This window comes from Cryobacterium sp. LW097 (assembly GCF_002205495.2).
GTDB classification, from domain to species: domain Bacteria; phylum Actinomycetota; class Actinomycetes; order Actinomycetales; family Microbacteriaceae; genus Cryobacterium; species Cryobacterium zongtaii.
Genome location: NZ_CP021992.1, coordinates 2807503 through 2832254 on the forward strand (window position 1 = coordinate 2807503; position 24752 = coordinate 2832254).

The 24752-nt window shown below is 69.4% G+C and carries 24 protein-coding genes; 6 read left to right on the forward strand and 18 right to left on the reverse strand.

Annotated elements, in window-relative coordinates:
* Positions 1–9: 9 nt before the first annotated feature.
* The 4 genes from B7495_RS13110 to B7495_RS13125 are packed head-to-tail and all read right to left on the reverse strand — an operon-like array spanning position 10 to position 2628.
* A complete protein-coding gene (locus B7495_RS13110) occupies positions 10–837 on the reverse strand; it encodes an ABC transporter permease (RefSeq protein WP_240632249.1) in 828 nt (275 codons plus the stop codon).
* Positions 834–1748: an ABC transporter ATP-binding protein gene (locus B7495_RS13115; RefSeq protein WP_088456967.1), complete on the reverse strand. Its 915-nt coding sequence runs from the start codon at positions 1746–1748 to the stop codon at positions 834–836. Before B7495_RS13115 ends, B7495_RS13110 begins: the two co-directional genes overlap by 4 nt.
* Complete coding sequence (locus tag B7495_RS13120) at positions 1745–2041, reverse strand: transcriptional regulator (protein WP_088456968.1); 297 nt, start codon at positions 2039–2041, stop codon at positions 1745–1747. The genes B7495_RS13115 and B7495_RS13120 overlap by 4 nt, the downstream gene beginning before the upstream one ends.
* The gene (locus B7495_RS13125; RefSeq protein ID WP_151199578.1) at positions 2041–2628 is read right to left on the reverse strand and encodes a hypothetical protein; all 588 of its coding nucleotides are present in this window, start codon (positions 2626–2628) and stop codon (positions 2041–2043) included. Before B7495_RS13125 ends, B7495_RS13120 begins: the two co-directional genes overlap by 1 nt.
* Before the next feature lie 154 nt (positions 2629–2782).
* Between B7495_RS13125 and hrpA the strand changes: the two genes are divergently transcribed.
* Positions 2783–6772: an ATP-dependent RNA helicase HrpA gene (hrpA, locus tag B7495_RS13130; RefSeq protein WP_088456970.1), complete on the forward strand. Its 3990-nt coding sequence runs from the start codon at positions 2783–2785 to the stop codon at positions 6770–6772.
* Between the two features lie 185 nt (positions 6773–6957).
* Here the strand turns inward: hrpA and B7495_RS13135 are convergent, their stop codons facing one another.
* The gene (locus B7495_RS13135; RefSeq protein ID WP_088456971.1) at positions 6958–7437 is read right to left on the reverse strand and encodes a MarR family winged helix-turn-helix transcriptional regulator; all 480 of its coding nucleotides are present in this window, start codon (positions 7435–7437) and stop codon (positions 6958–6960) included.
* Positions 7438–7565: 128 nt separating this feature from the next.
* On the opposite strand from B7495_RS13135, the gene B7495_RS13140 reads away from it, so the two are divergent.
* Complete coding sequence (locus B7495_RS13140) at positions 7566–7943, forward strand: DoxX family protein (RefSeq protein ID WP_088456972.1); 378 nt, start codon at positions 7566–7568, stop codon at positions 7941–7943.
* A gap of 67 nt (positions 7944–8010) precedes the next feature.
* Here B7495_RS13140 and B7495_RS13145 read toward each other — a convergent pair whose 3' ends face one another.
* From B7495_RS13145 to B7495_RS13180, 8 genes are all read right to left on the reverse strand, one after another.
* The gene (locus B7495_RS13145; protein WP_133159708.1) at positions 8011–8763 is read right to left on the reverse strand and encodes an amino acid ABC transporter ATP-binding protein; all 753 of its coding nucleotides are present in this window, start codon (positions 8761–8763) and stop codon (positions 8011–8013) included.
* Positions 8764–8804: 41 nt separating this feature from the next.
* Positions 8805–9845 (reverse strand): amino acid ABC transporter permease, encoded by a 1041-nt coding sequence (locus B7495_RS13150; RefSeq protein ID WP_088456974.1) that lies wholly within the window; start codon positions 9843–9845, stop codon positions 8805–8807.
* 3 nt (positions 9846–9848) lie between these two features.
* Positions 9849–10745 (reverse strand): ABC transporter substrate-binding protein, encoded by an 897-nt coding sequence (locus tag B7495_RS13155; protein WP_088456975.1) that lies wholly within the window; start codon positions 10743–10745, stop codon positions 9849–9851.
* A 218-nt stretch (positions 10746–10963) separates the two neighbouring features.
* Positions 10964–11860 (reverse strand): ABC transporter substrate-binding protein, encoded by an 897-nt coding sequence (locus B7495_RS13160; RefSeq protein WP_088456976.1) that lies wholly within the window; start codon positions 11858–11860, stop codon positions 10964–10966.
* 226 nt (positions 11861–12086) lie between these two features.
* Positions 12087–13115, reverse strand: coding sequence for an iron-siderophore ABC transporter substrate-binding protein (locus B7495_RS13165; RefSeq protein ID WP_088456977.1), 1029 nt, complete (start codon positions 13113–13115; stop codon positions 12087–12089).
* Between the two features lie 69 nt (positions 13116–13184).
* On the reverse strand, positions 13185–14051 hold the full coding sequence (locus B7495_RS13170; RefSeq protein WP_088456978.1) for an ABC transporter ATP-binding protein: 867 nt from the start codon (positions 14049–14051) through the stop codon (positions 13185–13187).
* Positions 14051–15118 carry an iron chelate uptake ABC transporter family permease subunit gene (locus B7495_RS13175; protein WP_240632250.1) on the reverse strand — a complete coding sequence of 356 codons (1068 nt, stop codon included), beginning with the start codon at positions 15116–15118 and terminating at the stop codon, positions 14051–14053. The genes B7495_RS13170 and B7495_RS13175 overlap by 1 nt, the downstream gene beginning before the upstream one ends.
* On the reverse strand, positions 15115–16194 hold the full coding sequence (locus B7495_RS13180) for an iron ABC transporter permease (protein WP_088456979.1): 1080 nt from the start codon (positions 16192–16194) through the stop codon (positions 15115–15117). The genes B7495_RS13175 and B7495_RS13180 overlap by 4 nt, the downstream gene beginning before the upstream one ends.
* 56 nt (positions 16195–16250) lie before the next feature.
* On the opposite strand from B7495_RS13180, the gene B7495_RS13185 reads away from it, so the two are divergent.
* The gene (locus B7495_RS13185) at positions 16251–17117 is read left to right on the forward strand and encodes a PhzF family phenazine biosynthesis protein (protein WP_088456980.1); all 867 of its coding nucleotides are present in this window, start codon (positions 16251–16253) and stop codon (positions 17115–17117) included.
* A 203-nt stretch (positions 17118–17320) separates the two neighbouring features.
* Here B7495_RS13185 and B7495_RS13190 read toward each other — a convergent pair whose 3' ends face one another.
* Positions 17321–18208 (reverse strand): sulfurtransferase, encoded by an 888-nt coding sequence (locus tag B7495_RS13190; protein WP_088456981.1) that lies wholly within the window; start codon positions 18206–18208, stop codon positions 17321–17323.
* 71 nt (positions 18209–18279) lie between these two features.
* On the opposite strand from B7495_RS13190, the gene B7495_RS13195 reads away from it, so the two are divergent.
* A complete protein-coding gene (locus B7495_RS13195) occupies positions 18280–19488 on the forward strand; it encodes an MFS transporter (protein ID WP_088456982.1) in 1209 nt (402 codons plus the stop codon).
* 68 nt (positions 19489–19556) lie between these two features.
* Here B7495_RS13195 and B7495_RS13200 read toward each other — a convergent pair whose 3' ends face one another.
* Complete coding sequence (locus tag B7495_RS13200; protein WP_088456983.1) at positions 19557–20477, reverse strand: SDR family oxidoreductase; 921 nt, start codon at positions 20475–20477, stop codon at positions 19557–19559.
* 124 nt (positions 20478–20601) lie between these two features.
* On the opposite strand from B7495_RS13200, the gene B7495_RS13205 reads away from it, so the two are divergent.
* On the forward strand, positions 20602–21420 hold the full coding sequence (locus tag B7495_RS13205; protein WP_174776716.1) for an aldo/keto reductase: 819 nt from the start codon (positions 20602–20604) through the stop codon (positions 21418–21420).
* Between the two features lie 72 nt (positions 21421–21492).
* Here the strand turns inward: B7495_RS13205 and B7495_RS13210 are convergent, their stop codons facing one another.
* From B7495_RS13210 to B7495_RS13220, 3 genes are read right to left on the reverse strand one after another with little or no spacing between them, the layout of a single operon-like run.
* Positions 21493–22479 (reverse strand): aldo/keto reductase, encoded by a 987-nt coding sequence (locus tag B7495_RS13210; RefSeq protein ID WP_088456985.1) that lies wholly within the window; start codon positions 22477–22479, stop codon positions 21493–21495.
* A 46-nt stretch (positions 22480–22525) separates the two neighbouring features.
* Positions 22526–23398 (reverse strand): alpha/beta fold hydrolase, encoded by an 873-nt coding sequence (locus B7495_RS13215; protein ID WP_205748680.1) that lies wholly within the window; start codon positions 23396–23398, stop codon positions 22526–22528.
* A 23-nt stretch (positions 23399–23421) separates the two neighbouring features.
* On the reverse strand, positions 23422–23634 hold the full coding sequence (locus B7495_RS13220) for a hypothetical protein (protein WP_088456986.1): 213 nt from the start codon (positions 23632–23634) through the stop codon (positions 23422–23424).
* A 163-nt stretch (positions 23635–23797) separates the two neighbouring features.
* On the opposite strand from B7495_RS13220, the gene B7495_RS13225 reads away from it, so the two are divergent.
* Positions 23798–24742, forward strand: coding sequence for a DUF4349 domain-containing protein (locus B7495_RS13225; RefSeq protein ID WP_166788960.1), 945 nt, complete (start codon positions 23798–23800; stop codon positions 24740–24742).
* Positions 24743–24752 lie beyond the last annotated feature (10 nt).

Genomic DNA, 24752 nt, shown 5'->3' on the forward strand with positions numbered 1-24752 from the left:
TGTTGCGACTCAGTGGTAGCGGCGGCCTTCGTCGCGGCGGAAGAGCAGCAGGGCCAGGGCGAAGGTGCCCGCGGTCCAGACCAGGATGCCGATCCACACCCACGGCTCCAGCTCGCCGCCCTGCACGGCCCAGATCACGAACTCCCGGGCCTGCCGCGACGGCAGGAACATCGACAGGGTGTCGAGCCAGTCCGCGAAGAGGTACGGCGGCAGAAACAACCCACCCGCGAACGCCAGGCCGAACATCACGATCTGCACCACGGCGATCGCGGCCTTGGACGACATCGAGTAGCCGATCGAGATGCCGATGAACATGAACGGCAGCGCCGAGATGCCCAGCGCCACGATCCCCGCGAGAACGCCCAGTATGGATGCCTCCGCCGCGGTGAACAGAGCGCCGATCGCGATCACCGGCAGGATCGACGCAAGGCCCATCAGCCCGGTCGAGCAGATCTGCCCGAGCACGCGGGAGACGCCCGGTACCGGCAAGGTGCGCAGGTACGGGTCCCACGGCTGCTCCCGGTTGGCCGAGATGTTCAGGCCGAAGCTGAAGAGCGAGTTCGACATCAAGGCGAACACGCTCAGCGCGATCACCGCCTGGGTGGCGAACTCCGGGTTGTCGGCGATGGCGCGTTGCGGCACCACGAAGAACAGCAGCGACAGCCCGGGAAACACGAGTGACCCGATCAGGGCGGCCGGGATGCGGAACGTCTCGACGAGGATGATGCGGGCGTGCAGCAGCGTGAGGGCAAGGATGCCCGTACGGCCGCCCAGAACCGGGGTGCGGCCGGGCGTGCCGGGAGTGGCGCCGACCGGAGCGGGGATGTGGGTGCTCATCGGTTCATCTCCTTCTGGGCGGTGGGGGCATCCGTCGCCCCGGTGAGGGTGAGGAACGCCTCTTCGAGGGTGGCGCCACGAACGGTGAGGCCGGAGAACGGAATGCCGGAGCGCACGAGTTCCACGATCAGCCGGTCGCTGTCGCTCGCGTAGAAGGTGGTCGCGCCGTCGTCGGCCTGCTCGTGGCCCACCACTCCGGGCAGCCCGTTGACCCGGTCTGGCTGGTCGGTGACCAGGCGCACCTGACGCAGCGAGACCTGGTTGATCACGGCGGTCACGGTGTCGTCGGCGATCACCCGGCCGTGCCCCATCACCACCACCCGTTCGGCGAGCGCCTCGATCTCCTCGAGGTAGTGGCTGGTCACCACCACGGTGGCGCCGCGCTCGTGCTGGCGTCGCACGGCGTCCCACAGGGTGCGGCGGGCATCCACGTCCAGGCCCGTGGTCGGTTCGTCCAGCAGCACCAGGCGCGGCTGCCCCACAAACGCGAGGGCCACACTGAGCCGGCGCTTCTGGCCGCCGGACAGGGCGCCGGTCTGCCGTTTCAGCAGCTCCGCCAACCCGAACTCCTCGGCCACGGCCGCGGTGGACAGCGGGGTCTCGAAGTGCCGGCCCACGAAGTCGATCACCTCACCCACCCGCAGCGTGGGCGGCAGCGCGGTCTCCTGCGGGGTGCCACCGAGCTTCTGGCGCATCCGGTAGTCGCCCGGCGACCCACCGAACAACGACACCGTGCCGCTGCTGGGCCTTCGCAGCCCCTGCAGCATGGTGAGCACGGTGGATTTGCCGGCGCCGTTGGGCCCGAGCAGGCCCAGGATGCTGCCCGAGTGGATGTCCAGGCTCACGTCGTCGACGGCGAGCACGTCGCCGAAACGCCGCGTCACGTGATCGAGCCGGGCGAGAACGCTCATGAGGATTCCCCTAACAGCCCGCGCAGGGCTTCTCGGTAGTCTTCGAACGCGCGCCGGCCGGTGCGCGACAGGGCCAGGTAGGTGACCGGGCTGCGGCCCTGGTGGGACTTGACGACGTCAACATAGCCCGCGTCCTCGAGCTTCCGCAGGTGGGTGGACAGGTTGCCGGCGGTCATACCGAGCAGCTCCTGCAGCCGGGGAAAGGCGATCTGGTCGCCCACCTCGAGGGTCGCCAGGGTGGCGGTGATCTTCAGCCGGGCGGATGCGTGGATCACCGGGTCGAGTTCGTCCATCAGCGGTTCCGGCGCAGGCGCGCGGCCATGACGGCGGCCGTGACGAGGAAGGCGCCACCACCGACGAGCGCAAAGACCAGGTCGTTGCCGGGCGACCCGGCGAAGGGGGCCGCCGCACCGACGACCAGCATGACCAGACCGAGGACCAGCTTCGATTTGTCCCGCCAGAGCGCGGCGCCACCGAGATAAATGGTGCCGCACATCAGCGCGAAGCCGGACGGGAAGAACAGGTTGGCGAGGTCGGTGGACATGCCGTGGCTGATCAGGGCGGTGCCGAGCAGCCCGAAGGCGGTGCCGCAGACCGACCAGGACAGCCCGTAGACGGCGCCGGAGAAGCTGGACATGCCGCGAACGCCGCGGTTGATGCGCAGGCCGATCACGGCGGAGGACACGATCGAGATCACCAGCAGCACGATGAACAGCGGCGTGGCCACGCCCGCGGGAATCGTGAACCACGGGTTGCCATCCACATCGCCCGACCAGAGGGCAAGGAAGCCAACGAACCAGGCGACCCCCCAGATGAAGTACAGCCAGACGACGGGCGCAATCTGTGAATCCGCCACCCGCCGCTGTTGTTCTTCGAGCATCGCGAGCATCTCGCGCGGGTCCCCAGGGGCTCATCGAGGGCGGTGACGGGCGTCCTGTTGTCATCCATGTCTACTTTGTAACACAAAGTAGTTTGCTCCACAACGGTTCGACCCGAAGTGGGGTACCCCCGCGACGCAATACTATGGAGGGCTAATGATTCCCGTGAAAATCACCTTCCCGCCCGAGTTGCCGATCAGCCAGCGCCGCGACGACATCGCGCGCGCCATCCGCGACAACCAGGTCGTGATCGTGGCGGGGTCGACCGGATCGGGGAAGACCACCCAGCTGCCCAAGATCTGCTTGGAGCTGGGCCGGGAGTCGATCGGCCACACCCAGCCGCGCCGGCTCGCCGCGCGCACGATCGCCGAGCGCATCGCCGAGGAGCTCGGCCAGGAGGTCGGCGAGCTCGTCGGCTACCAGGTGCGGTTCACCGACCGGGTCGGCGCGGACACCCGCATCAAGCTGATGACCGACGGCATCCTGCTCAACGAGATCCACCGCGACCGGATGCTGCGCAAGTACGACACCATCATCATCGACGAGGCGCACGAGCGCAGCCTCAACATCGACTTCCTGCTCGGCTATCTGCAGCAGCTGCTCCCCCAGCGCCCCGAGCTCAAGCTGATCATCACCAGCGCCACCATCGACCCGGCCAGCTTCGCCAAGCATTTCGCGGCCGCCGACGGCACCCCGGCGCCCATCATCGAGGTATCCGGCCGCACCTACCCTGTCGAGATCCGCTATCGCCCGCTGGTGGCCGAGGCCGCGATCGACGACGACGACGAGATCACGGATGCCGCGCCCAGCGTGGACCGCGACTACATCGAGGGCATCTCCGCCGCGCTCGACGAGCTCGAGCAGGAGTCCAACGGCGACGTGCTGGTGTTCCTCTCCGGCGAGACCGAGATCCGCGACGCGGCCGATGCCCTGCAGGGCAAGTTCGCTTCCCGCGACCGCACCAGCCCCACCGAGGTGCTGCCGCTGTACGGCCGGCTCTCGTCGGCCGACCAGCACAGGGTGTTCCAGCCCTCCACAGTGGCCGGCGTGCGGCGCCGCATCGTGCTGGCCACCAACGTGGCCGAGACCAGCCTCACCGTGCCGGGCATCCGCTACGTCATCGACGCCGGCACCGCCCGGATCAGCCGGTACAGCGTGCGCTCGAAGGTGCAGCGGCTGCCGATCGAGGCCATCGCGCAGGCCTCCGCCAACCAGCGCTCCGGCCGCAGCGGCCGCACCAGCGACGGCATCGCCATCCGGCTGTACAGCGAAGAGGACTTCACCCGGCGCCCGGAGTACACCGAGCCGGAGATCCTGCGCACCAACCTCGCCGCGGTGATCCTGCAGATGATCTCGCTGGGCCTGGGCGACATCGCGCAGTTCCCGTTCCTCACCCCGCCGGACTCCCGCAACATCAAGGACGGCCTCGACCTGCTCACCGAGCTCGGCGCGGTCAAGGCCACCGTGGCGCCCACGGGCACCCCCACCGAAGACCCGAGCCAGGCCGGCGGCCGCTCCAGTGGCCGCGATGGTGGCCGCGGGCGCGGCGGTCGTGGGCCGCAGGGCGGGCGGATGGCCGTCACGGCCGGAACGCACACCCTCACCAGGGTGGGCCAGCAGCTCGCCCAGTTGCCCATCGATCCCCGGTTCGGCCGCATGGTGATCGAGTCCAAGGTGCAGGGCACCAGCCGCGAGGTGATGGCCATCGTCGCCGGCCTCACCATCCAGGACGTGCGCGAGCGACCGCTGGAGCGCCGCGGGTCCGCCGACGAGAAGCACGCCCGGTTCGCGGACCCCACCAGCGATTTCCTGTCGCTGCTGAACCTCTGGAACTACCTGGAGAACCAGCAGAAGGAGCTCGGCTCGAGCGCTTTTCGGCGTTTGTGCAAGAACGAGTACCTCAACTACCTTCGGGTGCGCGAGTGGCAGGACGTCTACAAGCAGCTCCGCCAGCTGGCCAAGCCGCTCGGCCTGCACATCGGCGACCCCAGTGTGAACCCCGACGGTATCCACCGGTCGATGCTCTCCGGCCTGCTCTCGCACATCGGCCTGAAGGACGTGGCGAAGAAGGACTACATCGGCGCCCGGCAGCAGCGCTTCGTGCTGTTCCCCGGCTCTGCGCTGGCCAAGAAGCAGCCCAACGCCGTGATGAGCGCCGAGCTGGTGGAGACCAGCCGGCTATTCGCCCGGATGAACGCCGTCGTCGACCCGGCCTGGGCGGAACAGCTCGCCGGCGACCTCTGCAAGCGCAGCTACTCCGAGCCGCACTGGGAGAAGAAGCAGGGCGCCGTGGTCGCCTACGAGCGGGTCACCCTGTACGGGGTGCCGATTGTGCCGCGCCGCCGCGTGCAGTTCTCCCGCGTGGACCCGGCCTACGCCCGCGAGCTGTTCATCCGGCACGCCCTCGTCGACGGCGAGTGGGACCTGGACCGGGTCGACCAGCGGGTCACCGCGTTCGACCGCGCCAACACCGCGCTCCGCAAGGAGCTCGCCGAGCTCGAGGAGCGCACCCGGCGCCGCGACATCCTCTTCGACGACGAGGCCGTCTTCGAGTTCTACCACCGCCGCATCCCCGCCGACGTGCACAGCACCCGCACCTTCGAAACCTGGTGGCGCGTCGCCCGCGCCGAGACGCCGGACCTGCTCACCATGACCGCCGAGGCGCTCGTACCCGAGGATGCGCCGGAGATCGACGAATCGCTCTTCCCGCCGGCCTGGCAGCAGCGGGACCAGCGTTTTGCACTGAGTTACCGGTTCGAGCCCGGCGAGGAGGACGACGGCGTGACCGTGCAGGTACCCCTCGCGCTCCTCGCCCGGGTCTCCCCCACCGGCTTCGACTGGCAGGTGCCGGGCCTCCGCGCCGACCTGGTCACCTCGCTGATCAAGTCGCTGCCCAAGGCCATCCGCCGCAATGTGGTGCCCGCCGCCGACTGGGCCGTGCGCCTCCTCGCCGAGCTGCCCCCCGCCCCCGGCGTGGTTCGATCCTCGGTCGAGCTTGTCGAGACCCCGGGACATGCCTCGAATCGCGACCAGGACGCCGACCCCTCCTTCGCCGAAACCCTCGCCGCCCTCATCCAGCGCCTCACCTACGTGCCCGTCACCGTGCGCGACTTCGCCCTCTCCAGGGTGCCCGCGCACCTGCGGATGACCTTCAGGGTCGTCGACGAGCGCGGCCGCTCCGTCGCCTCCGGCAAGGACCTCACCGAGCTCCAGCGGCGCCTGGGCAATAAGGTGCGCGAGTCCGTGGCCAAGGCCTCGGCCGCCACACCCAAGAACGCCATCGAACGCAGCGGCCTCACCACCTGGGACTTCATCGAACTGCCCCGGTTCATCGACACCAAGCAGGGTGACAACACCATTCGCGGCTACCCCACCCTGATCGACGACGGCACGTCAGTGAGCATCCGCATGATGAGCACCGCCGAGGAGCAGGCCCGCACCCTGCCCGGCGGGGTGCGCCGGCTGCTGCTGTTGGCGACCGCGTCGCCGGTGGCGTACGTGCAGCAGCACCTCAAGGGCGGCGAGAAGCTCTCGCTGGCCACCAGCCCCTACCGCTCCACCCAGGCCCTGTTCGACGACTGCCTCGCGGCCGCCGTCGACGACGTGCTCTACAGGGTGCGGCCCGACGGCCAGGTCTTCATGAAGGCCGAGTTCGACACCATCCGCGACAGGGTCTCCGGCGTGGTGATGGACTCGATGTTCGAGACCGTCGGGCTCGTCGCCCGCATCCTCACGGCGTCCCGCGCCGCGGACAAAGCGCTCAAGGCCTCCACCAGCATGGCCCTGCTTGCCGCGCTCACGGATGCCCGCGAGCAGCTGAACGGGCTGGTCTACCCCGGTTTTGTCAGCGCAACCGGCCTGGCCCAGCTGCGGCATCTGCCGCGCTACCTCGGCGGCATCAGCGCGCGCATCGACAAGCTGCTGGACAACCCCAACCGCGACAGGGTCTGGATGAACGAGGTGCAGTCCGCCACGGCCCGCTTCGCGGACGCAGGCGGACGCATCCCGTTGCCCGCCGACTCAGCGGCCAACCTGGTTCGGGCGAGATGGATGATCGAGGAGTTGCGCATCAGTCTCTTCGCCCAGGAGCTGCGCGCGGCGGAGTCGGTCTCCCTCCAGCGCATCCAGAAGGTCCTCGCCTCCTAACGCCGTCTCGCAGTCGCACCCCACCGTCGGTCGAGCTTGTCGAGACCCCGCGACGCCCACGCGTCCCGCGCCATCCGCCGGTCGAGCTTGTCGAGACCTGGTGACAATACCTGCGTTCAGACTCCAGCTCACGGGATCTCGACAAGCTCGATCAGCGAGGCGGGGCGTTCCACAGACAAGCTCGTTCAGCGAGGCGGGCCGTCGCAAGCCGCGTGGTCGTCGGGGTGGGCGAGGGCCCGGGCGATGTCGGTGAGCGAAAGCACCTGGGCGGGCGTCAGCCGGTCGAAGACCAGGCGGCGCACCTGGGCCACGTGGCCGGGCGCGGCCGCCACGAGTTTGGCCAGACCCGACTCCGTCAGGGTGGCCAGCACGGCACGGCGGTCATCCGGCGCCATCTCGCGGGTGACGTAACCCGCCGCCTCCAGGCGCGCCACGATGCGCGACAGCCGCGATTGCGAGGTGCTGGCCGATGCCGCGAGCTCGCTCATGCGCATGCAGTGGTCGTCCCGTTCCGAGAGCATCACCAGCACCATGTAGTCCGCCATCGCGAGGTCAGCATCCCGCTGGAGCTGCGATTCCAAAGCCGCGGGCAGCAGGAAGAGCACCTCCGCCAAGGCCTTCCATGCGGTCAGCTCCTCAGCGTTCAACCATTCCGGTTCGTCCATCCGCCCACTCTACCCAGATTTACTTGACGCCGAAAGTAGTTCACGCTAGTTTATTTGACACAGCAACTACTTCCCCCGCAACAACCGTCGTTCGGCGCTTCCGGCCCGACGCCAACCCTGGAGTTCCCATGAATATCGCCATCTGGATCATCACCGTCGTCATCGTCGTCGCCTTCATCGGTGCCGGCCTCATGAAGGTCGCACAACCGCGCGCCAAGCTGGCCGCCAACGGCATGGCGTGGACCAACGACTACTCGGATGCCGGCGTCAAGCTCGTCGGTCTCGCCGAGCTGCTCGGCGGCCTCGGCCTGATCCTGCCCGCGGTCACCGGCATCGCCCCGATCCTGGTGCCGATCGCCGCGGCCGGCCTGACCGTGATCATGATCGGTGCCGTGGTTTGGCATGTGCGTGCCGGCGACGGCGCCAAGGAGACCATGCCCAGCGTGATCCTCGGTATCCTCGCTCTCGTCGTGGCCATCACCCGCTTCGGCCCCTACGCTTTTTAGCCCGCGACCTGTGAGAAAGGCCCCAGAATCGTCGAGATTCTGGGGCCTTTCTCACGGTTCGGGGAGGCTAGAGCACCTTGGAGAGGAACGCCTGGGTGCGGGCGTGCCGCGGGTTGGCCAGGACCTCCGACGGGAGACCGGACTCGACCACGACACCGGCGTCCATGAAGACCAGGGAGTCGGCGACCTCGCGGGCAAAGCCCATCTCGTGGGTCACCACGATCATGGTCATGCCTTCCTTGGCCAGGCCCTTCATCACGTCGAGCACCTCGCCGACGAGCTCCGGGTCCAGCGCGCTGGTGGGCTCGTCGAAGAGCATCAGCTTGGGCTCCATCGCCAGCGCCCTGGCGATCGCCACCCGCTGCTGCTGGCCACCGGAGAGGTGCGCGGGGTAGTAGTCGGCGCGGTCGGCCAGGCCCACCCGGGCCAGCAGGTCGCGCGCGGTCGACTCCACCTTCGCCTTGGGCAGTCCCTTGACCCGCAGCGGCGCTTCCATCACGTTCTGCAGCGCAGTCATGTGCGGGAACAGGTTGAACCGCTGGAACACCATGCCGATGTCCCGGCGCTGCTTCGATGCTTCCTTGGGCGCCATCTCGTAAAGCTTGCCGTTGGACTCGCGGTAGCCGATCAGCTCACCGTCCACGCTCAGCCGACCGGCCGAAAGCACCTCGAGGTGGTTGATGCAGCGCAGGAACGTGGACTTGCCCGAACCACTCGGCCCGACCAGGCACATCACCTCGCCGCGCTTGACCTCGAGGGTAATGCCCTTGAGCACCTCATTCGAGCCGAAGCTCTTGGTGACCTGCTCGGCCAGCACCATCGGCACGTCAACGGTTGTCGCGGGCCCCACTGTCGTCGCGCTCATCGTGCTCCTCCGTCGCCGATCGTGCCCGACGCATCCGTCTTCGGCGGCAGCACCACGGTGGGCTGGCCCGACCCGATCACGGGTACCACACCGGTGATCGCGCCCGTGCTGGGCGCCGGGTCGCTCTTGTCGGTCTGCCGGTCGCCCACTCCGCGGGAGAAGCGCTTCTCGAGGAAGTACTGGCCGACCATCAGGATCGAGGTGAAGAACAGATACCAGATCGACGCGACGATCAGCAGTGGGATCGGGTTGAAGGTCTCCGCCGAGATGTCTCGCGACCTCGTGAACAGTTCCAGGCTGAACGGCACCGCCGTGACCAGGGAGGTGGTCTTCAGCATCGAGATGACCTCATTGCCGGTCGGCGGGATGATCACCCGCATCGACTGCGGCAGGATGACCCTGGTCATCGTCTGCGACCAGCTCATACCGAGAGCGATCGAGGCCTCTTCCTGGCCCTTGTCGACCGAGAGCAGGCCGGCGCGCACGATCTCGGCCATGTACGCGGCTTCGTTCAACGCCAGCCCGATGATGGCCAGGGTGAAGGTGTTCAGTGCTGCGTTGGTGCTGAACGAGACCCAGGGGTCCATGAAGGGAATACCGATATCGATGCTCGTGTAGATCAGCGAGATCAGGCCCCAGATGGTCAGCTGCACGTAAACCGGGGTGCCGCGGAAGATCCACAGGTAGAACCAGGCCACGCTCTTGACCACCGGGTTGGGTGAGAGCCGCATCACGGCCAGGATCACGCCGAGGATGATCGCGATCACCATCGAGAACACCGTCAGCTGGATCGTCACCAGGGCGGCCATCGAGATGCGCCGGTCGAAGAGGTACTTGCCCACCGCCGGCCAGTCGTACGCCGGGCGGAACGCCGCGTCGATGACGAAAAGAGCGAAGATCGCCATAAGCAACACGGCGAACACCACACGCCACGGGTGTCGCAGCCGGATGGCCTTGATCGGCTCCGAGGTGGATACGGCGTCTCGCGGCGGCGGGCTCGAGCCCGCCGCCGGGCCGGACGGGTGCGTGGTACTCATGGGTTATCCGTTCGCGCCTGCGTTGATTGTGATTTCATCGATGCCGCCGTCGGCAACGCCCCACTCGTCGAGGATCGCCTGATAGCTGCCGTCGTCGACCATGGACTGCAGCGCGGCCTGCACGGCCACGGTGAGCTCGGAGCCCTTGGCCACGACCATGCCGTACGGGGCCACATCGAAGGTCTCGCCGGCCAGCTGCAGCTTGCCGTCGGTCTGGGAGATCGCGTACAGGGTGACCGGGGAGTCGGCACTGAGCGCGTCGGCCTGGCCGAGCACGACCGCGTTGGTCGCGGCATCCTGGGTGTCGAACTTGAGCTTGTCGATCGGGGGCTTGCCGGCGGCCACGCAGGCGTCGCTCTTGGCGGGCACCTCGTCGGTGTCCTCGAAGGTGGTGGCCTGCACGGCGACCTTCAGGCCGCAGGCGTTGTTGGGGTCGACATCCTTACCCGCCGCAGAGGCCCACTGGATGCCCGCGGTGTAGTAGTTGACGAAGTCGACCTGCTGCTGCCGCTCGACGGTGTCGGTGAACGAGGACGAACCGATGTCGGCCTTGCCGCCGGTGACGCTCGGGATGATGTTGTCGAACTTGGCGACCTGGAACTCCGGCTCGAGGCCGAGCTTGGCGGCGATGCCACTGGCGATTTCCACACCCCAGCCGATCGGCTCGCCGGCCTCGTTCTTGAACTCGTTCGGCGCGTAGGTCGGGTCGGTGCCGATGACGAGGGTGCCGGTGTCGGCGACCTCGGCGGGCACCAGGGCTGCGGCCGCGTCGTCGACCTCGAGCGTGGGAGCGCTGCTGGCGTCGGAGCCGCTGGTCGCGGGCGTCGAGTTGTCAACGCAGCCGGTCAGCATCAGCGCGGCGGCGGCGGCGAGGGCGGGAAGTACGTATCTAGCGCGCATGGCACGACCTTCTTCATTGGGGCGTCGAGGTGTCGGATCGACTGAATGGCAGTGGACGGTACGACTGCTGTGAGCCTAATACACCCCTGCGCTGGGGGAACGGCCTGGCGATATCGGTTCGGGAACAGCCCAAACGACGCCTGTCAAGGCTAGTGGGTCCTGCGCAGTGGCACTCCGGCGGAGTCGTCGATGCCCCAGGTCAGCGAAAACTTAGGGGATCAGCCGTTCGCGGCTGCGTTGATCGTGATCTCGTCCACGCCACCGTCCGTGACACCCCAGGCATCGAGGATGGCCGTGTAGCTGCCGTCATCCACCATCGACTGCAGGGCGGACTGCACGGCGGCGGTGAGTTCGGAACCCTTGGCGACGACCATGCCGTACGGGGCCTCATCGAAGGTGTCGCCGGCCGGCTGCAACTTGTCGCCGGTCTGGGCGATCGCGTACAGCGAGACCGGGGAGTCGGCGCTGAGTGCGTCGGCCTGGCCGAGCACGACAGCGTTGGCGACGTCGGCCTGGGTGTCGAACTTCAGCTTGTCGATCGGCGGCTTGCCGGCGGCAACGCAGGCCTCGCTCTTGGCGGGCACCTCATCGGTGTCCTCGAAGGTGGCGGTCTGCACGGCCACCTTCAGGCCGCAGGCGTTGTCAGGGTCGACGTCAGTGCCCGTCACCGACGCCCACTGGATGCCGGCGTTGTAGTAGTTGACGAAGTCGACCTGCTCCGCGCGCTCCGGGGTGTAGGTGAACGAGGATGCTCCGATGTCGGCCTTGCCGCCGGCCACGCTCGGGATGATGTTGTCGAACTTCGCGACCTGGAACGTCGGCGTCAGGCCGAGCTTGGCGGCGATACCGGCGGCGAGCTCGATGTCCCAGCCGATCGGGTCGCCGGCCTCGTTCTTGAACTCGTTCGGCGCGTAGGTCGGTTCGGTTCCGATGAGCAGGGTGCCACGATCAGCCACCGCGGCCGGGACCAGTGCCGCTGCCGCGTCGTCTTTCGTGATCGCAGCGGCATTGCCCTCGGGTGACCCGGACTCCGCCGGAGTCGAATTGTCGACGCATCCGGTGAGCATCAGTGCCGCCACGGCAGCGAGGGCGGGGAATACGTATCTAGCGCGCATGGCACAACCTTTTCCTGGGTCTCGACGCTTCACAGGATCGAGTCGACTGAGCGCTCCGTGGATTGTACGACTGGGGTGAACCTGAAACACCCCTGCGCTGGGGTACGGCTCGTACGATCTCGGCTTCGAAATCAGTCGAAACGGAGGCAGGTCAAGGTTACCGTGCTCCGGACAGCCCGTGCTCCAGGCTGCCCTCGCTCCCAGTCGCCCTCGCTACCGTCCGCGATTACTTCGCGGCGTCGGCGGCCAACGCGGCCACCGAGAGCTGGGCGACGTAGTCGTCGATGCCCCAGGTGAGCGAGAGACCAGTGGGCGGGGAGACCGAGGCGACGAAGGCCGCGCCGACCGGCGACGCCACTGCCTTGTTCTGCACCTGCGGCATGACCTGCGCGTAGCCGGCGTTCAGGAACGCGTCGGATTCCTCCTGGGTGGCGGCGAAGTTGACGATCACGTCGCTGGTGAGCTTGTCGAGCTGCTCGTAGCTGATCGTGTAGAAGAAGTCGGACTCGCCGTTGGCGAGTTCGGCGACGCTGGGGGCGCTCTCAAAGCCGAGCTCGGTGGCGAAGGTCACGCGCGGGTCAGCATCCGTGTAGACGTAGAACACGCCGGCGGTGTCGGAGGTCAGGGCGACGGTCTTGCCGTCGAACTCCGGATGCGCCGCGGCCTTCTCGGCGATCGTGTCGTCGATGTCGGCGAGCAGGGTGGTGGCCTCGTCGGACTTGCCCAGGGCCGTGCCGGTGATCTCGATCAGCTCGCGCCAGTCGGTGGACCAGGGCTCGTCGGGGTAGGCCACGACCGGGGCGATGTCGCTGAGCAGTTCGTACTGTTCCTCGGTGATGCCGGAGTACGCGGCGAGGATCACGTCGGGCGCGGCGGCCGCGATCTCCTCGTAGGGGGGTTCGGTGGAGTCGGAGAGCACGGTGGGAACGTCTGCGTCCTGCTCGTCCAGGGCGTCGGCGATCCACGGCAGCACACCGTTCTCGTCGCCGCCGTAGGCCTGGAAGGGGATGGCGACGGGCACGACGCCCAGGGCGATGGCGTCGTCGGCGCTACCCCAGCCCCAGGTGACCACGCGGGTGGGCTCGGCGTCGATGGTGGTCTCACCGAAGGCGTGCTCGATGGTGACGGGGAACGCGCCGCCGGCCGCGGCATCCGAACCGGCGTCGCCGTCGGAGTCGGAGGCGGAGCATCCGCTGAGCGTGAGGGCGGCGATGGCCGCGGTGGCGGCGAGCACGGTGGTCAGACGTCTGGGCACAGGTAACTCCGGTTCTGAGGGGCGGAAATGACCGCCGATGTTTAGGGTAGCCTCACCTAATATAGCGGGTCAGACGCTTCCGTGGAACCGTCCGATGGGCACAACCAGGGGTGAGCCGCAGACCGGGTCGGCGATGACGTGGGCGGTGAGCCCGAAGGCCTCGAGCACGACCGCCTCGGTGAGCACTTCGGCCGGGGGGCCCTCGGCGATGATGCGCCCGTGCCGCATGACGACAAGCCTGTCGGCGTATCGGGCGGCCAGGTTCAGATCGTGCAGCACCATCACCACCGTGGTGCCCTGCTCGTGGTTGAGCTCGTGCAGCAGGTCGAGCACCTCCACCTGGTGGGTGACGTCGAGGAAGGTGGTGGGTTCGTCCAGCAGCAGGATGTCGGGTTTCTGCGCGAGCGCCATGGCGATCCAGACGCGTTGACGCTGCCCGCCGGAGAGTTCCTCCATGCGCCGGGAGGCCAGCTCGAGGGTCTGGGTGGCGGCCATGGCCTGGGCGACGATGGCGTCGTCGGTGCTCGACCAGTGCCGGAACCAGCCCTGGTGCGGGTACCGGCCGCGGCCGACGAGGTCGGCCACGCCGATGCCCTCCGGGGCGATGGGCTGCTGGGGCAGCAGGCCCACGACGGTGGCGACCTGACGGCTGGGCAGGCCGGCGATGTTCCGACCGTCGAGGGTGACGGTGCCGGCCTGCGGCGGCAGCAGCCGGGCGAGGCCGCGCAGCAGCGTGGACTTGCCGGACGCGTTGGCGCCGACGATCACGGTGATCGCGCCGGGTTCGATGGCGAGGTCGAGGTTGTCGACGATGCGGGTGCCGTCGTAGCCGAGGCTGAGGCCGGTGGCGGTGAGGGCGTGGCGAGCGGATGCGGCCGACTCGGCGGCGTGCGGGGCGGCGGGCTGAGCGATGGGCTGGCCGGTGGGCTGGGGCATCAGGCGCCCTTTCCGATTCGGTTCTGGGTGGCGAGCAGCCAGAGCAGGTAGGGGGCGCCGATCGCGCCGGTGATGATGCCGGCCGGCAGTTCGAGTGAGCCCGGCAGCAGGTGCTGGGCGGTGAAGTCCGCGACGGTGGTGATCAGCACGCCGATCAGGGCCGCCGGTAGCAGGGCCAGACTGCCGGTGCCGACGAGGCGTCGGGCGATGGGTGCCGAGACGAAGGCGATGAACGCGAGCGGACCCACGAACGCGGTGGCGAGGGCCGCGAGGGCCACGGCCGTTACGAGCAGGGCCAGCCGGGAGCGTTCGGCGCGCACGCCGAGGCTGCTGGCGGTGTCGTCGCCCAGCTGCAGCATCCGCATCCGCCCGGCGAGCAGCCCGATGGCCGGCAGCAGCACCGCCAGGAACCCGGCGAGGACCGCGATCTCGGACCAGCGGGCGCCGCTGACGCTGCCGACCAGCCAGGTGAGGGCGTCCTGCGCGTTGCGGAGGTCGGCTCGGGAGAGCAGGTAGCCGAGCAGGCCCTGCACCATGAACGCGACGCCCACACCGATGAGCACGAACCTGTAGCCGACGACGCCGCCGCGCCAGGCGAGCAGGTAGATGGCGGCGGCCACGACCATGGCGCCGGCGAACGCCATGAACGAGGTGGCGACACTGCCCAGGCCCAGCACGAGCATGCCGAACACGGCCGCGGCGCTGGCACCACCGGTGACGCCGATGATGTCGGGGCTGGCCAGGGGGTTGCGTAGCACCGTCTGGAACAGCCCGCCGGAGATCGCGAAGGCCACGCCGACGAGGACCGCCAGGGTCAGCCGAGGCAGCCGCAGCTTGAACACTATGAAGTTCTCGCTGCTGGACCCCTGGCCCACCAGGGTGCGCAGCAGGTCGGGCACGCTGAGGTTGTATGCGCCCACCATCAGGCTCATCGCGGCGACCAGCAGTACCAGCACGGCCAGGACCAGCACGATGCGGCGTTCCCGGCGGTGCCGCAGGGTGCGGGCCAGCGCGAGCGGGGCGGCATCCGCTACGGCCCGGGTGGATGTCGTCACGGTGGCGCTCACAGACCGGCCAGCTTCACGCGGCGCACCAGGGCGATGAGCATCGGGGCGCCGAGGAACGCGACGACCAGGCCGGCCTCGATCTCGCCGGGCCGGGCGATGACCCGGCCGAGCACATCGGCGGCCAGCAACAGCACCGGGCCGAGCACCGCGGAGTAGAGCAGGATCCAGCGGTAGTCCGGGCCGGTGAAACGGCGGGCGATGTGCGGCACGGCCAGGCCCACGAACACGATCGGTCCGGCCATGGCGGTGGCGGAGCCGCAAAGCAGCACCACGGCGACGGCGCAGACGATGCGGGCCGCTACGAGGTTCTGGCCGAGCCCGCGGGCCAGGTCGTCGCCCAGGGCGAGCGCGTTGAGCATCCGCCCGGCCAGCAGGCAGAGCAGCACCCCGAGGCCGATGAACGGGGCCAGCTGCAGGGTGGAGCCGAGGTCGCGGGCCACGAGGGAGCCGGCCGACCAGAACCGGTACTTGTCGAAGGCGGCCGGGTCGCTGAGCAGCACGATGGTGATCAGCGAGGTGAGTGAGGCTGTGAGCGCGGTGCCGGCCAGCGCCAGTTTGACCGGGGTGGCGCCCTCGCGGCCGAGCGAGCCGACCACGTAGACGATCACGGCAGCCACGAACGCGCCGGCGAAGGCGAACCAGACGTAGCCGAGCGCCGAGGTGACGCCGAACCAGGCGATTCCGGCGACGACGAAGAGCGAGGCGCCGGCGTTGACGCCGAGAAGGCCGGGGTCGGCGAGCGGGTTGCGGGTGATGCCCTGCATGAGGGCGCCGGCCAGGCCCAGTGCGAGGCCGGCGAGTAGGCCGATGGCGGTGCGTGGCACCCGCAGGTCGAGCACCACGGTGTGGTCGGTGATGCCGAGGTCGGGGCGCAGCAGCGCCTCGAGCACGGTGCCCAGCGGGATCGACCGGCTGCCCACCACGAGGGAGGCGGCCACGGCGAGTGCCAACAGGAGCACGGCAATGCCCAGTCCGACGAGCTGACGGCGGCGCGGTACCCGCAGCTCGTTCCCGGCCGCGGGCACGACAGAGCCGCGGGCAGGCGCACCCGCCCCCGGAGCCGCTGAGGTAAGCATTACCTAAGTATGACAGCCTCGACCTGAGCAGTCACCGACGCTGGCAGTATGAACCCATGACCGTGCCCGTGCTGCGTTTCGCCGCCTTCACCGATCCGACCCTCACCCATGCGGCGGGCGGGGGAAATCCGGCCGGCATCGTGCTCGACGCGAGCGGCCTCGACGACGCGGCGATGCAGGCCGCCGCCGCCGAGGTCGGCTACGCCGAAACCGCGTTCATCACGGTGCCGGGGGTGGACGGCGATCCGCGCAGAAGCCGGCTGCGCTACTTCTCCCCCGTCGCCGAGGTGCCGTTCTGCGGGCACGCGACCATCGCCACGGCCGTGGCGCTGGCCGGCCGGGACGGTGTCGGCCCGTTCACGTTCGACACCAGCGTCGGCACCATCATCATCGAGACCCGCACCACGGATGCCGGCCTGGCCGCATCCTTCACCAGCGTTGAGCCCGAGGTGCGGGCCATCGCGCCCGAGGTGCTGACCGAACTGCTCGGGCTGCTCGGCGTCTCGGTTGCGGCGCTGCATCCGGAGTACCCGCCGTTGCAGGCCTTCGCGGGCAACTGGCATCCGGTGCTGGTCTTCGCCGATCAGGCCGGGTTCGACGCCTTCACCTTCGACCCGGCGGCCATGCGCCGTCTGATGGATGCCCAGGGCTGGGCGGGCACCGTCACCACCCTGTCGGTTCTGGGCGTCGGCGAGTTCGAGGCACGCAACCTGTTCCCGGTCGGCACTCTCAGCGAAGACCCGGCCACCGGCTCGGCCGCCGCCGCGGTGGGCGGCTACCTGCGCGAGCTCGGGCTGGTGATGCCGCCGGCGCGGGTGGTCATCCACCAGGGCCGGCACGTGAACCGGCCGAGCCTGCTGCTCGTGGACGTGCCCGTCGCCGGCGGCATCGTGGTGAGCGGTACCGCGACCCGGATCGCCTAGCCGCGCGGCGGGACAGCCCCGGCACGCGCCAGCCCTCGCAGCACGCGCCAGCCCTCGCGGCACGCGCCAGCCCTCGCGGCACGCGCCAGCCCTCGCGGCACGCGCCAGCCCCGGCGGCACGCGGTGTAACACGTGCCGCCGGAGGTACTGCGGGCCGCCAGGACCAAACCGGGCCGCGACGCTGCCGAACCGGCGAGAGGGATCTACCCGCGGGCGGATGTCCCGCCGGGCGCGTCCCCGGTCGCAACCGGCCGGCCGGGCAGGTTCGACCACTGCGACCAGGAGCCGGGGTAGAGCGCCGGAGTGAACCCGGCGAGGGTGAGCGCCACCGCCTGGTGCGCGGCCGTCACGCCGGAGCCGCAGTACACGCCCACGTCGTAGCCGGGCGTCTCCGGTCCACCGCCAGCCTCCCGGCCGGGCACCCCGAGCGCCTCGAACCGGGCCCGCAGCTCCGCCGCCGGCAGGAACCGCCCCTCAGCATCCAGGTTGCCGCCCGTCGGAGCGCTCACCGCGCCCGGGATGTGGCCGGCGCGCGGGTCGATCGGTTCGATGTCGCCCCGGTAGCGTTCGGCGGCCCGTGCGTCCAGCAGCACGCCGTCCTGCGCGAGCGCGGCCGCGGCATCGGCGTCGAGCACAGGCAGGGCGCCGAGGGTCAGTGTCACCGAACCGGCCGGCACCGGCTCCTCCCCCGCCACCACCGGTAGCCCGGCGGCGCGCCAGGCGGCCAGGCCGCCGTCGAGCAGACGCACGTCACGCACCCCGGCGTGGCGCAGCAGCCACCAGGCGCGGGCGGCCGACATGTTGCCCAGGTCGTCGTACACCACGACGGTGTCGCCGTCATTCAGACCCCAGCCGCGCGCGGCGGCCTGCAGGTCGGCCGGTGCGGGCAGCGGATGCCGGCCGTCGGCCGGCTCGCCGTGTCCCGCCAATTCGGAGTCCAGGTCCACATACACGGCGCCGGGCAGGTGCCCACGGCGGAACTCGGCACGGCCTGGAGGGCCGCCGAGCTTCCACCGCACGTCGAGGATACGTGGAGCCGGGCCGACGACGAGGAACGCGGCCAGATCGGCCGCCGAAATCAATGTGTGCACCCGTTCACGTTAGCCGGGCGGATAACCCCCGCTGCGCTGGGAAGCTCGCCTCGGCCATAGACTAGACGGTTGTGAGCAGCTACTGGACCCTTCTGAAAACCCCCGGCGTGGCCCGACTCATCGCAGCCCAGCTCACCGCCCGATTCCCGTTCGGGATGCTCTCGCTGGCGTTCCTCATCCACATCGAAAAACTCTTCGACTCCTACGCCGCCGCCGGCCTGGTTCTGGCCGCCATGAGCATCGGCCAGGGCATCGCCGGCCCGCTCACGTCCCGGCTGATGGGCCGCCTAGGCATGCGCCCGGTCCTGATCACCACCATGGTGATCTGCACCGCCGCGATCGTCACGATGGCCCTGGTGCCACTGCCCGTGGTGGGGCTGATGATCGTCGGCTTCATCGCCGGGCTGTCGATGCCACCCATCCAGCCCGCCGTGCGCACCATTTACCCCAAGGTGGTCAACTCCCGCCAGCTCACGCCGCTGTTCTCCCTGGATGCTTCCGCGCAGGAGATCATCTGGGTGCTCGGCCCCGTCATCGCCACCTTCGTGTCCATCCAGGTCAGCAGCACAGCGGGCATCCTGCTGGCCGCGTTCTTCCTCGTGGCCGGGGGCATCTGGTTCGTGGTCCTGCCCGAGGTCGGACGGGTGCGCATCCCCCGCAGCCGGCGCAAGCTCGGCGTTGTGCTCAAGAAGCCGGCGGTGCTGCTGAGCACCATCGTCGGCTTCATGCTCCTCGCGGCCTGCTCCGCCCTGGAGGCGGGGGTGGTGGCCGTCTTCGGCCACGGCAGCGCCAACGCCGGCTGGGTGCTCGGCATCTTCGCCATCGGGTCGCTCATCGGCGGTCTCGCCCTGGGCCACCTGCCGATCGGGCCGTGGGCGCTGGCATCGCGGATGCTCATCGTCACCTGCGGCCTGGCCCTGGCCAGCCTGTGGATGAACTTCTGGTGGCTCTCCGGGGCCCTCGTCCTGGCCGGCATCGGCATCGCGCCCGCGTTCGCGGTGCTGTTCGGCATCGTCTCGGCGAGCGTGAAGTTCAGCGACACCGCCGAGGCGTACGGCTGGATCGGCACCGGCCAGCTCATCGGCGCGGCACTCGGCTCGGCCCTGGCCGGGTTCGCGATCGACCACTCCGGGGCGGCTGCGGCCATCTACGTGGCCGCCGGGTTCGCGGCGCTGGGTACGATCATCCCCGCGCTCGGCCGCCGCTGGCACCCCGACCTGCGCGGACGCGACGCGAGCCCGATCCCCGACACCGAGCCGATCAGCATCCAGGTCTCCTGACCTCCCTCTCCCTCCCTCGCGAACTGTGATTTGAGCCCCTAGAGACTCGAGTTCCTGGGGCTTTTCTCTCAGTTCGCGAGGCTGAAACCGCCGTCGCTGGTGAGAACCTGGCCGACCAGCCAGCGGGCCTCCGTGGTGCACAACCACGCGATCAGGCGGGCGGGATCGGTGGGCTCGCCGAAACGGCCGAACGGGAGGGTGCGCAGGTACTCGAGCATGCCGTCCAGCGGCCGGTCGGTGGTCTCCGGATCGAGATAGCCGGTGTTCACCGGACCGGGATTGACGGTGTTGAGCAGGATGCCGCGGACCAGCAGCTCGCTGGCCACGGTGGGAGTGAGCCCGGCCAGAACCGCCTTGCTGGCCGCGTACGCGACCTCGCCCGGCATCGGCCCGTGGATCTGACCTGAGGTCAGCCAGATCACCCGCCCCGTGGCGAACTCGTCGATGGCGGCGGCGGCCGGATCGCCGCGTTCGCCGGGACGCCGCGGCGTCTGAGCCGCACCGACCGGGCCGGCCGCATCCGACCCGGCAGCATCCGGGCGGGCCGTGAGGCCGAACTGCTCGGCGAAGGCACGGGTGAGCAGCAACGTGGAGCGAGCGTTGACCTGCCAGTGCCCATCGAGCATCGTGGCGGTCATATCGAAGATGGAGCCGTCGCCGCCGCTGCGGGCGTGGTTGGCCACGAGGATGTCGACCCGCCCGGTGAGGCCGACGGCCGCGCCCATGACCAGCGTCGCGGCATCCGGCTCGGCCAGGTCGGCGCTCACGTCACCGAACACGGCGCCCTCGGTCAGCGCCGAACGGATACCGGCCCGCACCGCGTCGAGGTCGTCACCGCCCCAGGGCTGCGCGTCGTCGTGCGGAGCGAAGTGTTGCACGAAGACGCTGGCGCCCAGCTCGGCCAGCCGCACCGCCACCGCGTACCCGATGCCCTTGCGCCGCGACACCCCGGTCACGAGCGCCGTCCTACCGTGCAGTGCGGGTTCCATCCCCCGAGACTAGGCCCCGCCAGCCCGCGAGCCGTGAGTCAGCACCACGTTTCCGAGACTTTCGAGGCTCAGCTCACAATTCGCGAGGGGCGGGCCGGGCGGGCCACGGGGTTTAATGAAAGGCATGGACCACACGCTTCTGATGAACGACGGCCACACCATCCCCCAACTCGGGCTCGGGGTCTACAAGATCCCGGATGCCTTGGCGGCGGGCACCGTGCAGATCGCATTGGAAGCGGGATACCGGCACGTCGACACCGCGGCGTTGTACGAGAACGAACGCGGCGTCGGCGAGGGACTGGCCCGCGCCGCCCTCCCCCGCGCCGAGGTCTTCGTCACCACCAAGGTCTGGAACGACCGGCACGGCTACGACGAGACGCTACGCGCGTTCGATGAGAGCCTGGCCAAGCTCGGCCTGGACTACGTCGACCTGTACCTGATCCACTGGCCGGCGCCGCGGCAGGACCGCTACGTCGACGCCTACCGCGCCCTGGAGACGATCAAGGCCGACGGTCGCGCCCGCTCGATCGGGGTGTCGAACTTCCACACCCACCACCTGGACCGGTTGTTGGCCGAGACCGACATCGTGCCGGCCGTCAATCAGGTGGAGCTGCATCCGTGGCTGCAGCAGACCGAGGTACGCGCGTACAACGCCGCGCACGGCATCCTCACCGAGGACTGGTCGCCGTTGGCCCGCGGTCGCGCGATCGGCAACAACACCCTCGACGCCATCGGTGCCCGGCACGGCAAGTCCGCCGCGCAGGTGGTGCTGCGCTGGCACCTCGACCTCGGCGACGTGGTGATCCCCAAATCGGTGACCCCGTCGCGCATCCGCGAGAACCTCGACGTCTTCGATTTCACCCTGGATGCCGCCGACCACGCCGCCATCGCGGCCCTGGACGCGGGCGAACGCACCGGAAAAGACCCCGACGACCTCGGCTAAGCCCGCGAACTTTGAGAAAAGCACCCTCCCAGCGCGTGGGAAGGTGCTTAGCTCATAGTTCGCGGACGGGACCTACCAGCGCTCGTGGATGGACTCGCGCAGGAGGCGGTCGTAGATCGACTGCACGCCGACCATGAACTCGTCGGGCAGCTGCGGCACCGCGCCGGCGGCCGCGTTGCCCTGCGCCTGCGACACCGACCGGGCACCGGGGATCACCGAGGACACCCCGTCGATCTGCGCCACCCAGGCCAGCGCGGCCTGAGCGGGCGTGAGGCCCTCCGGCACCAGCGCGGCGAACTCGGTCGCGGCGATCAGGCCGGTCTCGTAGTCGACGCCGGAGAAGGTCTCGCCCACGTCGAATGCGCTGCCGTCGCGGTTGTAATTGCGGTGGTCGTTCTCGGCGAAGGTGGTCTCCCGGGTGTACTTGCCGGTGAGCAGCCCGCTGGCCAGCGGCACCCGGGCGATGATGCCCACCCCGGCGGCGCGGGCGGCCGGCACAACCTCGTCGAGAGGCTTGAGCCTGAACGCGTTGAGGATGATCTGCACGGTGGCGATGCCGGGCCGGGCGATGGCTGCGAGCGCCTGCTCGCAGGTTTCCACGCTCACGCCGTAGTTGGCGATCACGCCCTCGTCGACGAGGGTGTCCAGTGCGTCGTAAACCTCGCCGGATTCGACGACCGCGCTCGGCGGGCAGTGCAGCTGCACCAGGTCGAGGGTCTCGGTGCCGAGGTTTCGGCGGGACCGCTCGGTCCACTCGCGGAAGTTCGCGAGCACGTAGTTCTCCGGCAGCTGCTCGGCCCGACGGCCCATCTTGGTGGCCACGGTGATGTCAACGCCGGGGGCGCCGTGCTCGAGGAAGTGCCCGATGATCTGCTCGCTCCGCCCGTCGCCATAGACGTCCGCGGTGTCGAAGAAGGTGACGCCGGCCTCAACGGAGGCGGCGAGCACGGCGGTGGCGTCGGCCTCGGTGACGTCGCCCCAGTCGGCACCCAGCTGCCAGGTGCCCAGTCCGATGACGGAGACGGTACGGCCGGTTCTGCCCAGTGTTCGTGTATCCATATGTCAAGCCTAACCACGCGCTTCGGCGTTGCCGGGAGGCCGCAGGTCAGCGCGTCACTCTGGTTGCTGCCGGTTCCGCCGCGGGTGCACCGAAACCGTCGATCACCCTCACCAGCACCTTCGCGATGCGGCGGCGCACGATGTGATCGTTGGCCTCCACGCGGTGGGTGGTGACGTGCCGCATCCGCTCCACCACCCGCAGGCTGCCCGGCGCCACGAAGGCGTCCAGCGCTCCGTAGATCAGGTCGACGGGGATGCGCAGGCCGGCGATGTCGCTCACCATGGTCTGCGATTCGATGCATTGCTCCAGCGACTTCACGAACGGGGTCCAGGTGTCCTCGGTGAGTTCCAGGATGCCCTTGGGCAGCAGCCGGCCGAGCACCGCCGCGTTGGCGAGGGTGAAGTCCTTGTTCGACCGCAGGAACTCGTAGGCCCGGAGGTACGCGGTGACCCTGGCGCGCACCCACGGGTCGCCGATGTCGGCGGGCGAGAGATAAATCGGCGGCCCGACGAGCACCAGGCGGGAGACCCGCAGGCCTGGTCGGGTGTACCAGCGGTGCTCGGCGGCGTACCGGGTGGCGATCAAGCTGCCGAGCGAATGCCCGACCAGCACGAAGGGCTCCCGCAGGTTCAGCGCCCGGATGGTCGCGGCGAGCGCCGCGACATGGTCGTCGAGGGTGTACTCGCAGTCCGGGGGCGCCGGCGAGGCGCCGTGGCCGAGGATGTCCACGGCGATGACCCGGTGCCCGGGGGCCAGCATCGGCACGACTTTGCGGAAGGTCACCGCGGTGGACGCGATGCCGTGCACCAGGATCACGACGGGTCCGCTGCCGGTGTCCGTCTGGATGAACAGGTGCGGAGCGCGGCGCCGACGGAGCGCATCCGTCAGCGCCGCCCAGCGTCCGCGGCCCGCGGCCACGGCGCCGCCCCCGGCGGCCGCGGCTAGCGCAGGCCTTCCTTGTAGTCGTTCTTGGCCTTGGTGGAGTCCCGCTCGGCCTCGGCGTGCTTGACCTCGGCCTCGGCCTTCTTCACCTCGGCGTCGGCCTTGGCTTCGTCGAGCTTGTCTGAGACGCGCTCCTTGGTGTCTTCCGCCGCGCGTCCGATCTTCTGGCCGGTGGCCGCGAGGGCGTCTTTGGCGTCGTCTGCGAATCCCATGGTTCCTCCTAGAGCGAGAACTGAACAGTCTTTTCGTACAACGGCGCCGCAGAAACCGGCGCCACTTCGAGCGTACGACGCGGCCCAAGGTCGAGACTCGATTGTGATCCGACTCCCAGAAACCATCCAGATAGCGGATACGGCCCGACCCTACAGTTGGCCCATGAGCAACAGCACGGAGACCCAGGGTGTGGCGCAGGGCGTCCAGGCACGGCGGCCCCGCCGCCTGAGAACATGGGTCGGCGTGACCGGCGGCCTGGCCATCATCGGGCTGCTCCTGGCCGGCTGCACCTCCCTCGGTTCGCAGAGTGCCAGCGACTCCGGCTACCGCTCCGAGTCGATGGATTCCGGCACCGTGCCCGGCCAACTGCCCGCGCCGGGCGAGGTCGTCGCAGGGGATGTCGTGGAGGATGCCGCGGGCGAGGCCACCACCGCCGATCGCTCGGTGATCACGACGGGATCGGTGTCACTCACCGTGGCCGACCCGATCCGGTCGGCCGAGAACGCCGCGATGATCGTCGAAGAGGCCGGCGGCCGCGTCGACAGCCGCACCGAAACCCCCGAAACGGAGAACCAGTCCGCCAGCGCAAACCTGTCGCTGCGCATCCCCGTCGGCGACCTCGACCGCACCCTCGACGCGCTCCGGGCCCTCGGCACCGTGAACTACGTGTCCCTGAATTCCTCCGACGTCACTCAACAGAGCCAGGATCTGGACGCCCGGATCACGGCGCTGCGCACCTCCGTCGACAGGCTGCTGGCCCTCATGTCGCAGGCGACGACCACCACCGACCTGATCGCCATCGAGAGCGAACTCTCATCCCGCCAGGCCGAGCTGGAGGGCATGCAGTCCCAGCGCGACTACCTCACCGACCAGATCGAGTACTCCACCATCGGCCTCGAGCTGTACTCCACCGGCACCGTCGCCCCCGGCGCCCCCGATAATTTCTGGACCGGCGTCGTGGCCGGCTGGAACACCCTGGTGACGGCGCTCGGCGCCCTCCTCGTCGGCGTCGGATTCGCCCTGCCCTGGCTCGCCATCCTGGCGGTGGCCGGCGGGATCGTCTTTCTCATCGTGCGTCTGGCCACGCGAAAGGAAAAGGCTACGTAGGCTTGCAGGT

Coding starts and splice junctions, on each gene's coding strand:
- B7495_RS13110 (WP_240632249.1), bottom strand. CDS start 837: ATGAGCACCCACATCCCCGCTCCGGTCGGCGCCACTCCCGGCACGCCC.
- B7495_RS13115 (WP_088456967.1), bottom strand. CDS start 1,748: ATGAGCGTTCTCGCCCGGCTCGATCACGTGACGCGGCGTTTCGGCGAC.
- B7495_RS13120 (WP_088456968.1), bottom strand. CDS start 2,041: ATGGACGAACTCGACCCGGTGATCCACGCATCCGCCCGGCTGAAGATC.
- B7495_RS13125 (WP_151199578.1), bottom strand. CDS start 2,628: ATGCTCGAAGAACAACAGCGGCGGGTGGCGGATTCACAGATTGCGCCC.
- hrpA (WP_088456970.1), top strand. CDS start 2,783: ATGATTCCCGTGAAAATCACCTTCCCGCCCGAGTTGCCGATCAGCCAG.
- B7495_RS13135 (WP_088456971.1), bottom strand. CDS start 7,437: ATGGACGAACCGGAATGGTTGAACGCTGAGGAGCTGACCGCATGGAAG.
- B7495_RS13140 (WP_088456972.1), top strand. CDS start 7,566: ATGAATATCGCCATCTGGATCATCACCGTCGTCATCGTCGTCGCCTTC.
- B7495_RS13145 (WP_133159708.1), bottom strand. CDS start 8,763: ATGGTGCTGGCCGAGCAGGTCACCAAGAGCTTCGGCTCGAATGAGGTG.
- B7495_RS13150 (WP_088456974.1), bottom strand. CDS start 9,845: ATGAGTACCACGCACCCGTCCGGCCCGGCGGCGGGCTCGAGCCCGCCG.
- B7495_RS13155 (WP_088456975.1), bottom strand. CDS start 10,745: ATGCGCGCTAGATACGTACTTCCCGCCCTCGCCGCCGCCGCCGCGCTG.
- B7495_RS13160 (WP_088456976.1), bottom strand. CDS start 11,860: ATGCGCGCTAGATACGTATTCCCCGCCCTCGCTGCCGTGGCGGCACTG.
- B7495_RS13170 (WP_088456978.1), bottom strand. CDS start 14,051: ATGCCCCAGCCCACCGGCCAGCCCATCGCTCAGCCCGCCGCCCCGCAC.
- B7495_RS13180 (WP_088456979.1), bottom strand. CDS start 16,194: ATGCTTACCTCAGCGGCTCCGGGGGCGGGTGCGCCTGCCCGCGGCTCT.
- B7495_RS13185 (WP_088456980.1), top strand. CDS start 16,251: ATGACCGTGCCCGTGCTGCGTTTCGCCGCCTTCACCGATCCGACCCTC.
- B7495_RS13200 (WP_088456983.1), bottom strand. CDS start 20,477: ATGGAACCCGCACTGCACGGTAGGACGGCGCTCGTGACCGGGGTGTCG.
- B7495_RS13205 (WP_174776716.1), top strand. CDS start 20,602: ATGGACCACACGCTTCTGATGAACGACGGCCACACCATCCCCCAACTC.
- B7495_RS13210 (WP_088456985.1), bottom strand. CDS start 22,479: ATGGATACACGAACACTGGGCAGAACCGGCCGTACCGTCTCCGTCATC.
- B7495_RS13220 (WP_088456986.1), bottom strand. CDS start 23,634: ATGGGATTCGCAGACGACGCCAAAGACGCCCTCGCGGCCACCGGCCAG.
- B7495_RS13225 (WP_166788960.1), top strand. CDS start 23,798: ATGAGCAACAGCACGGAGACCCAGGGTGTGGCGCAGGGCGTCCAGGCA.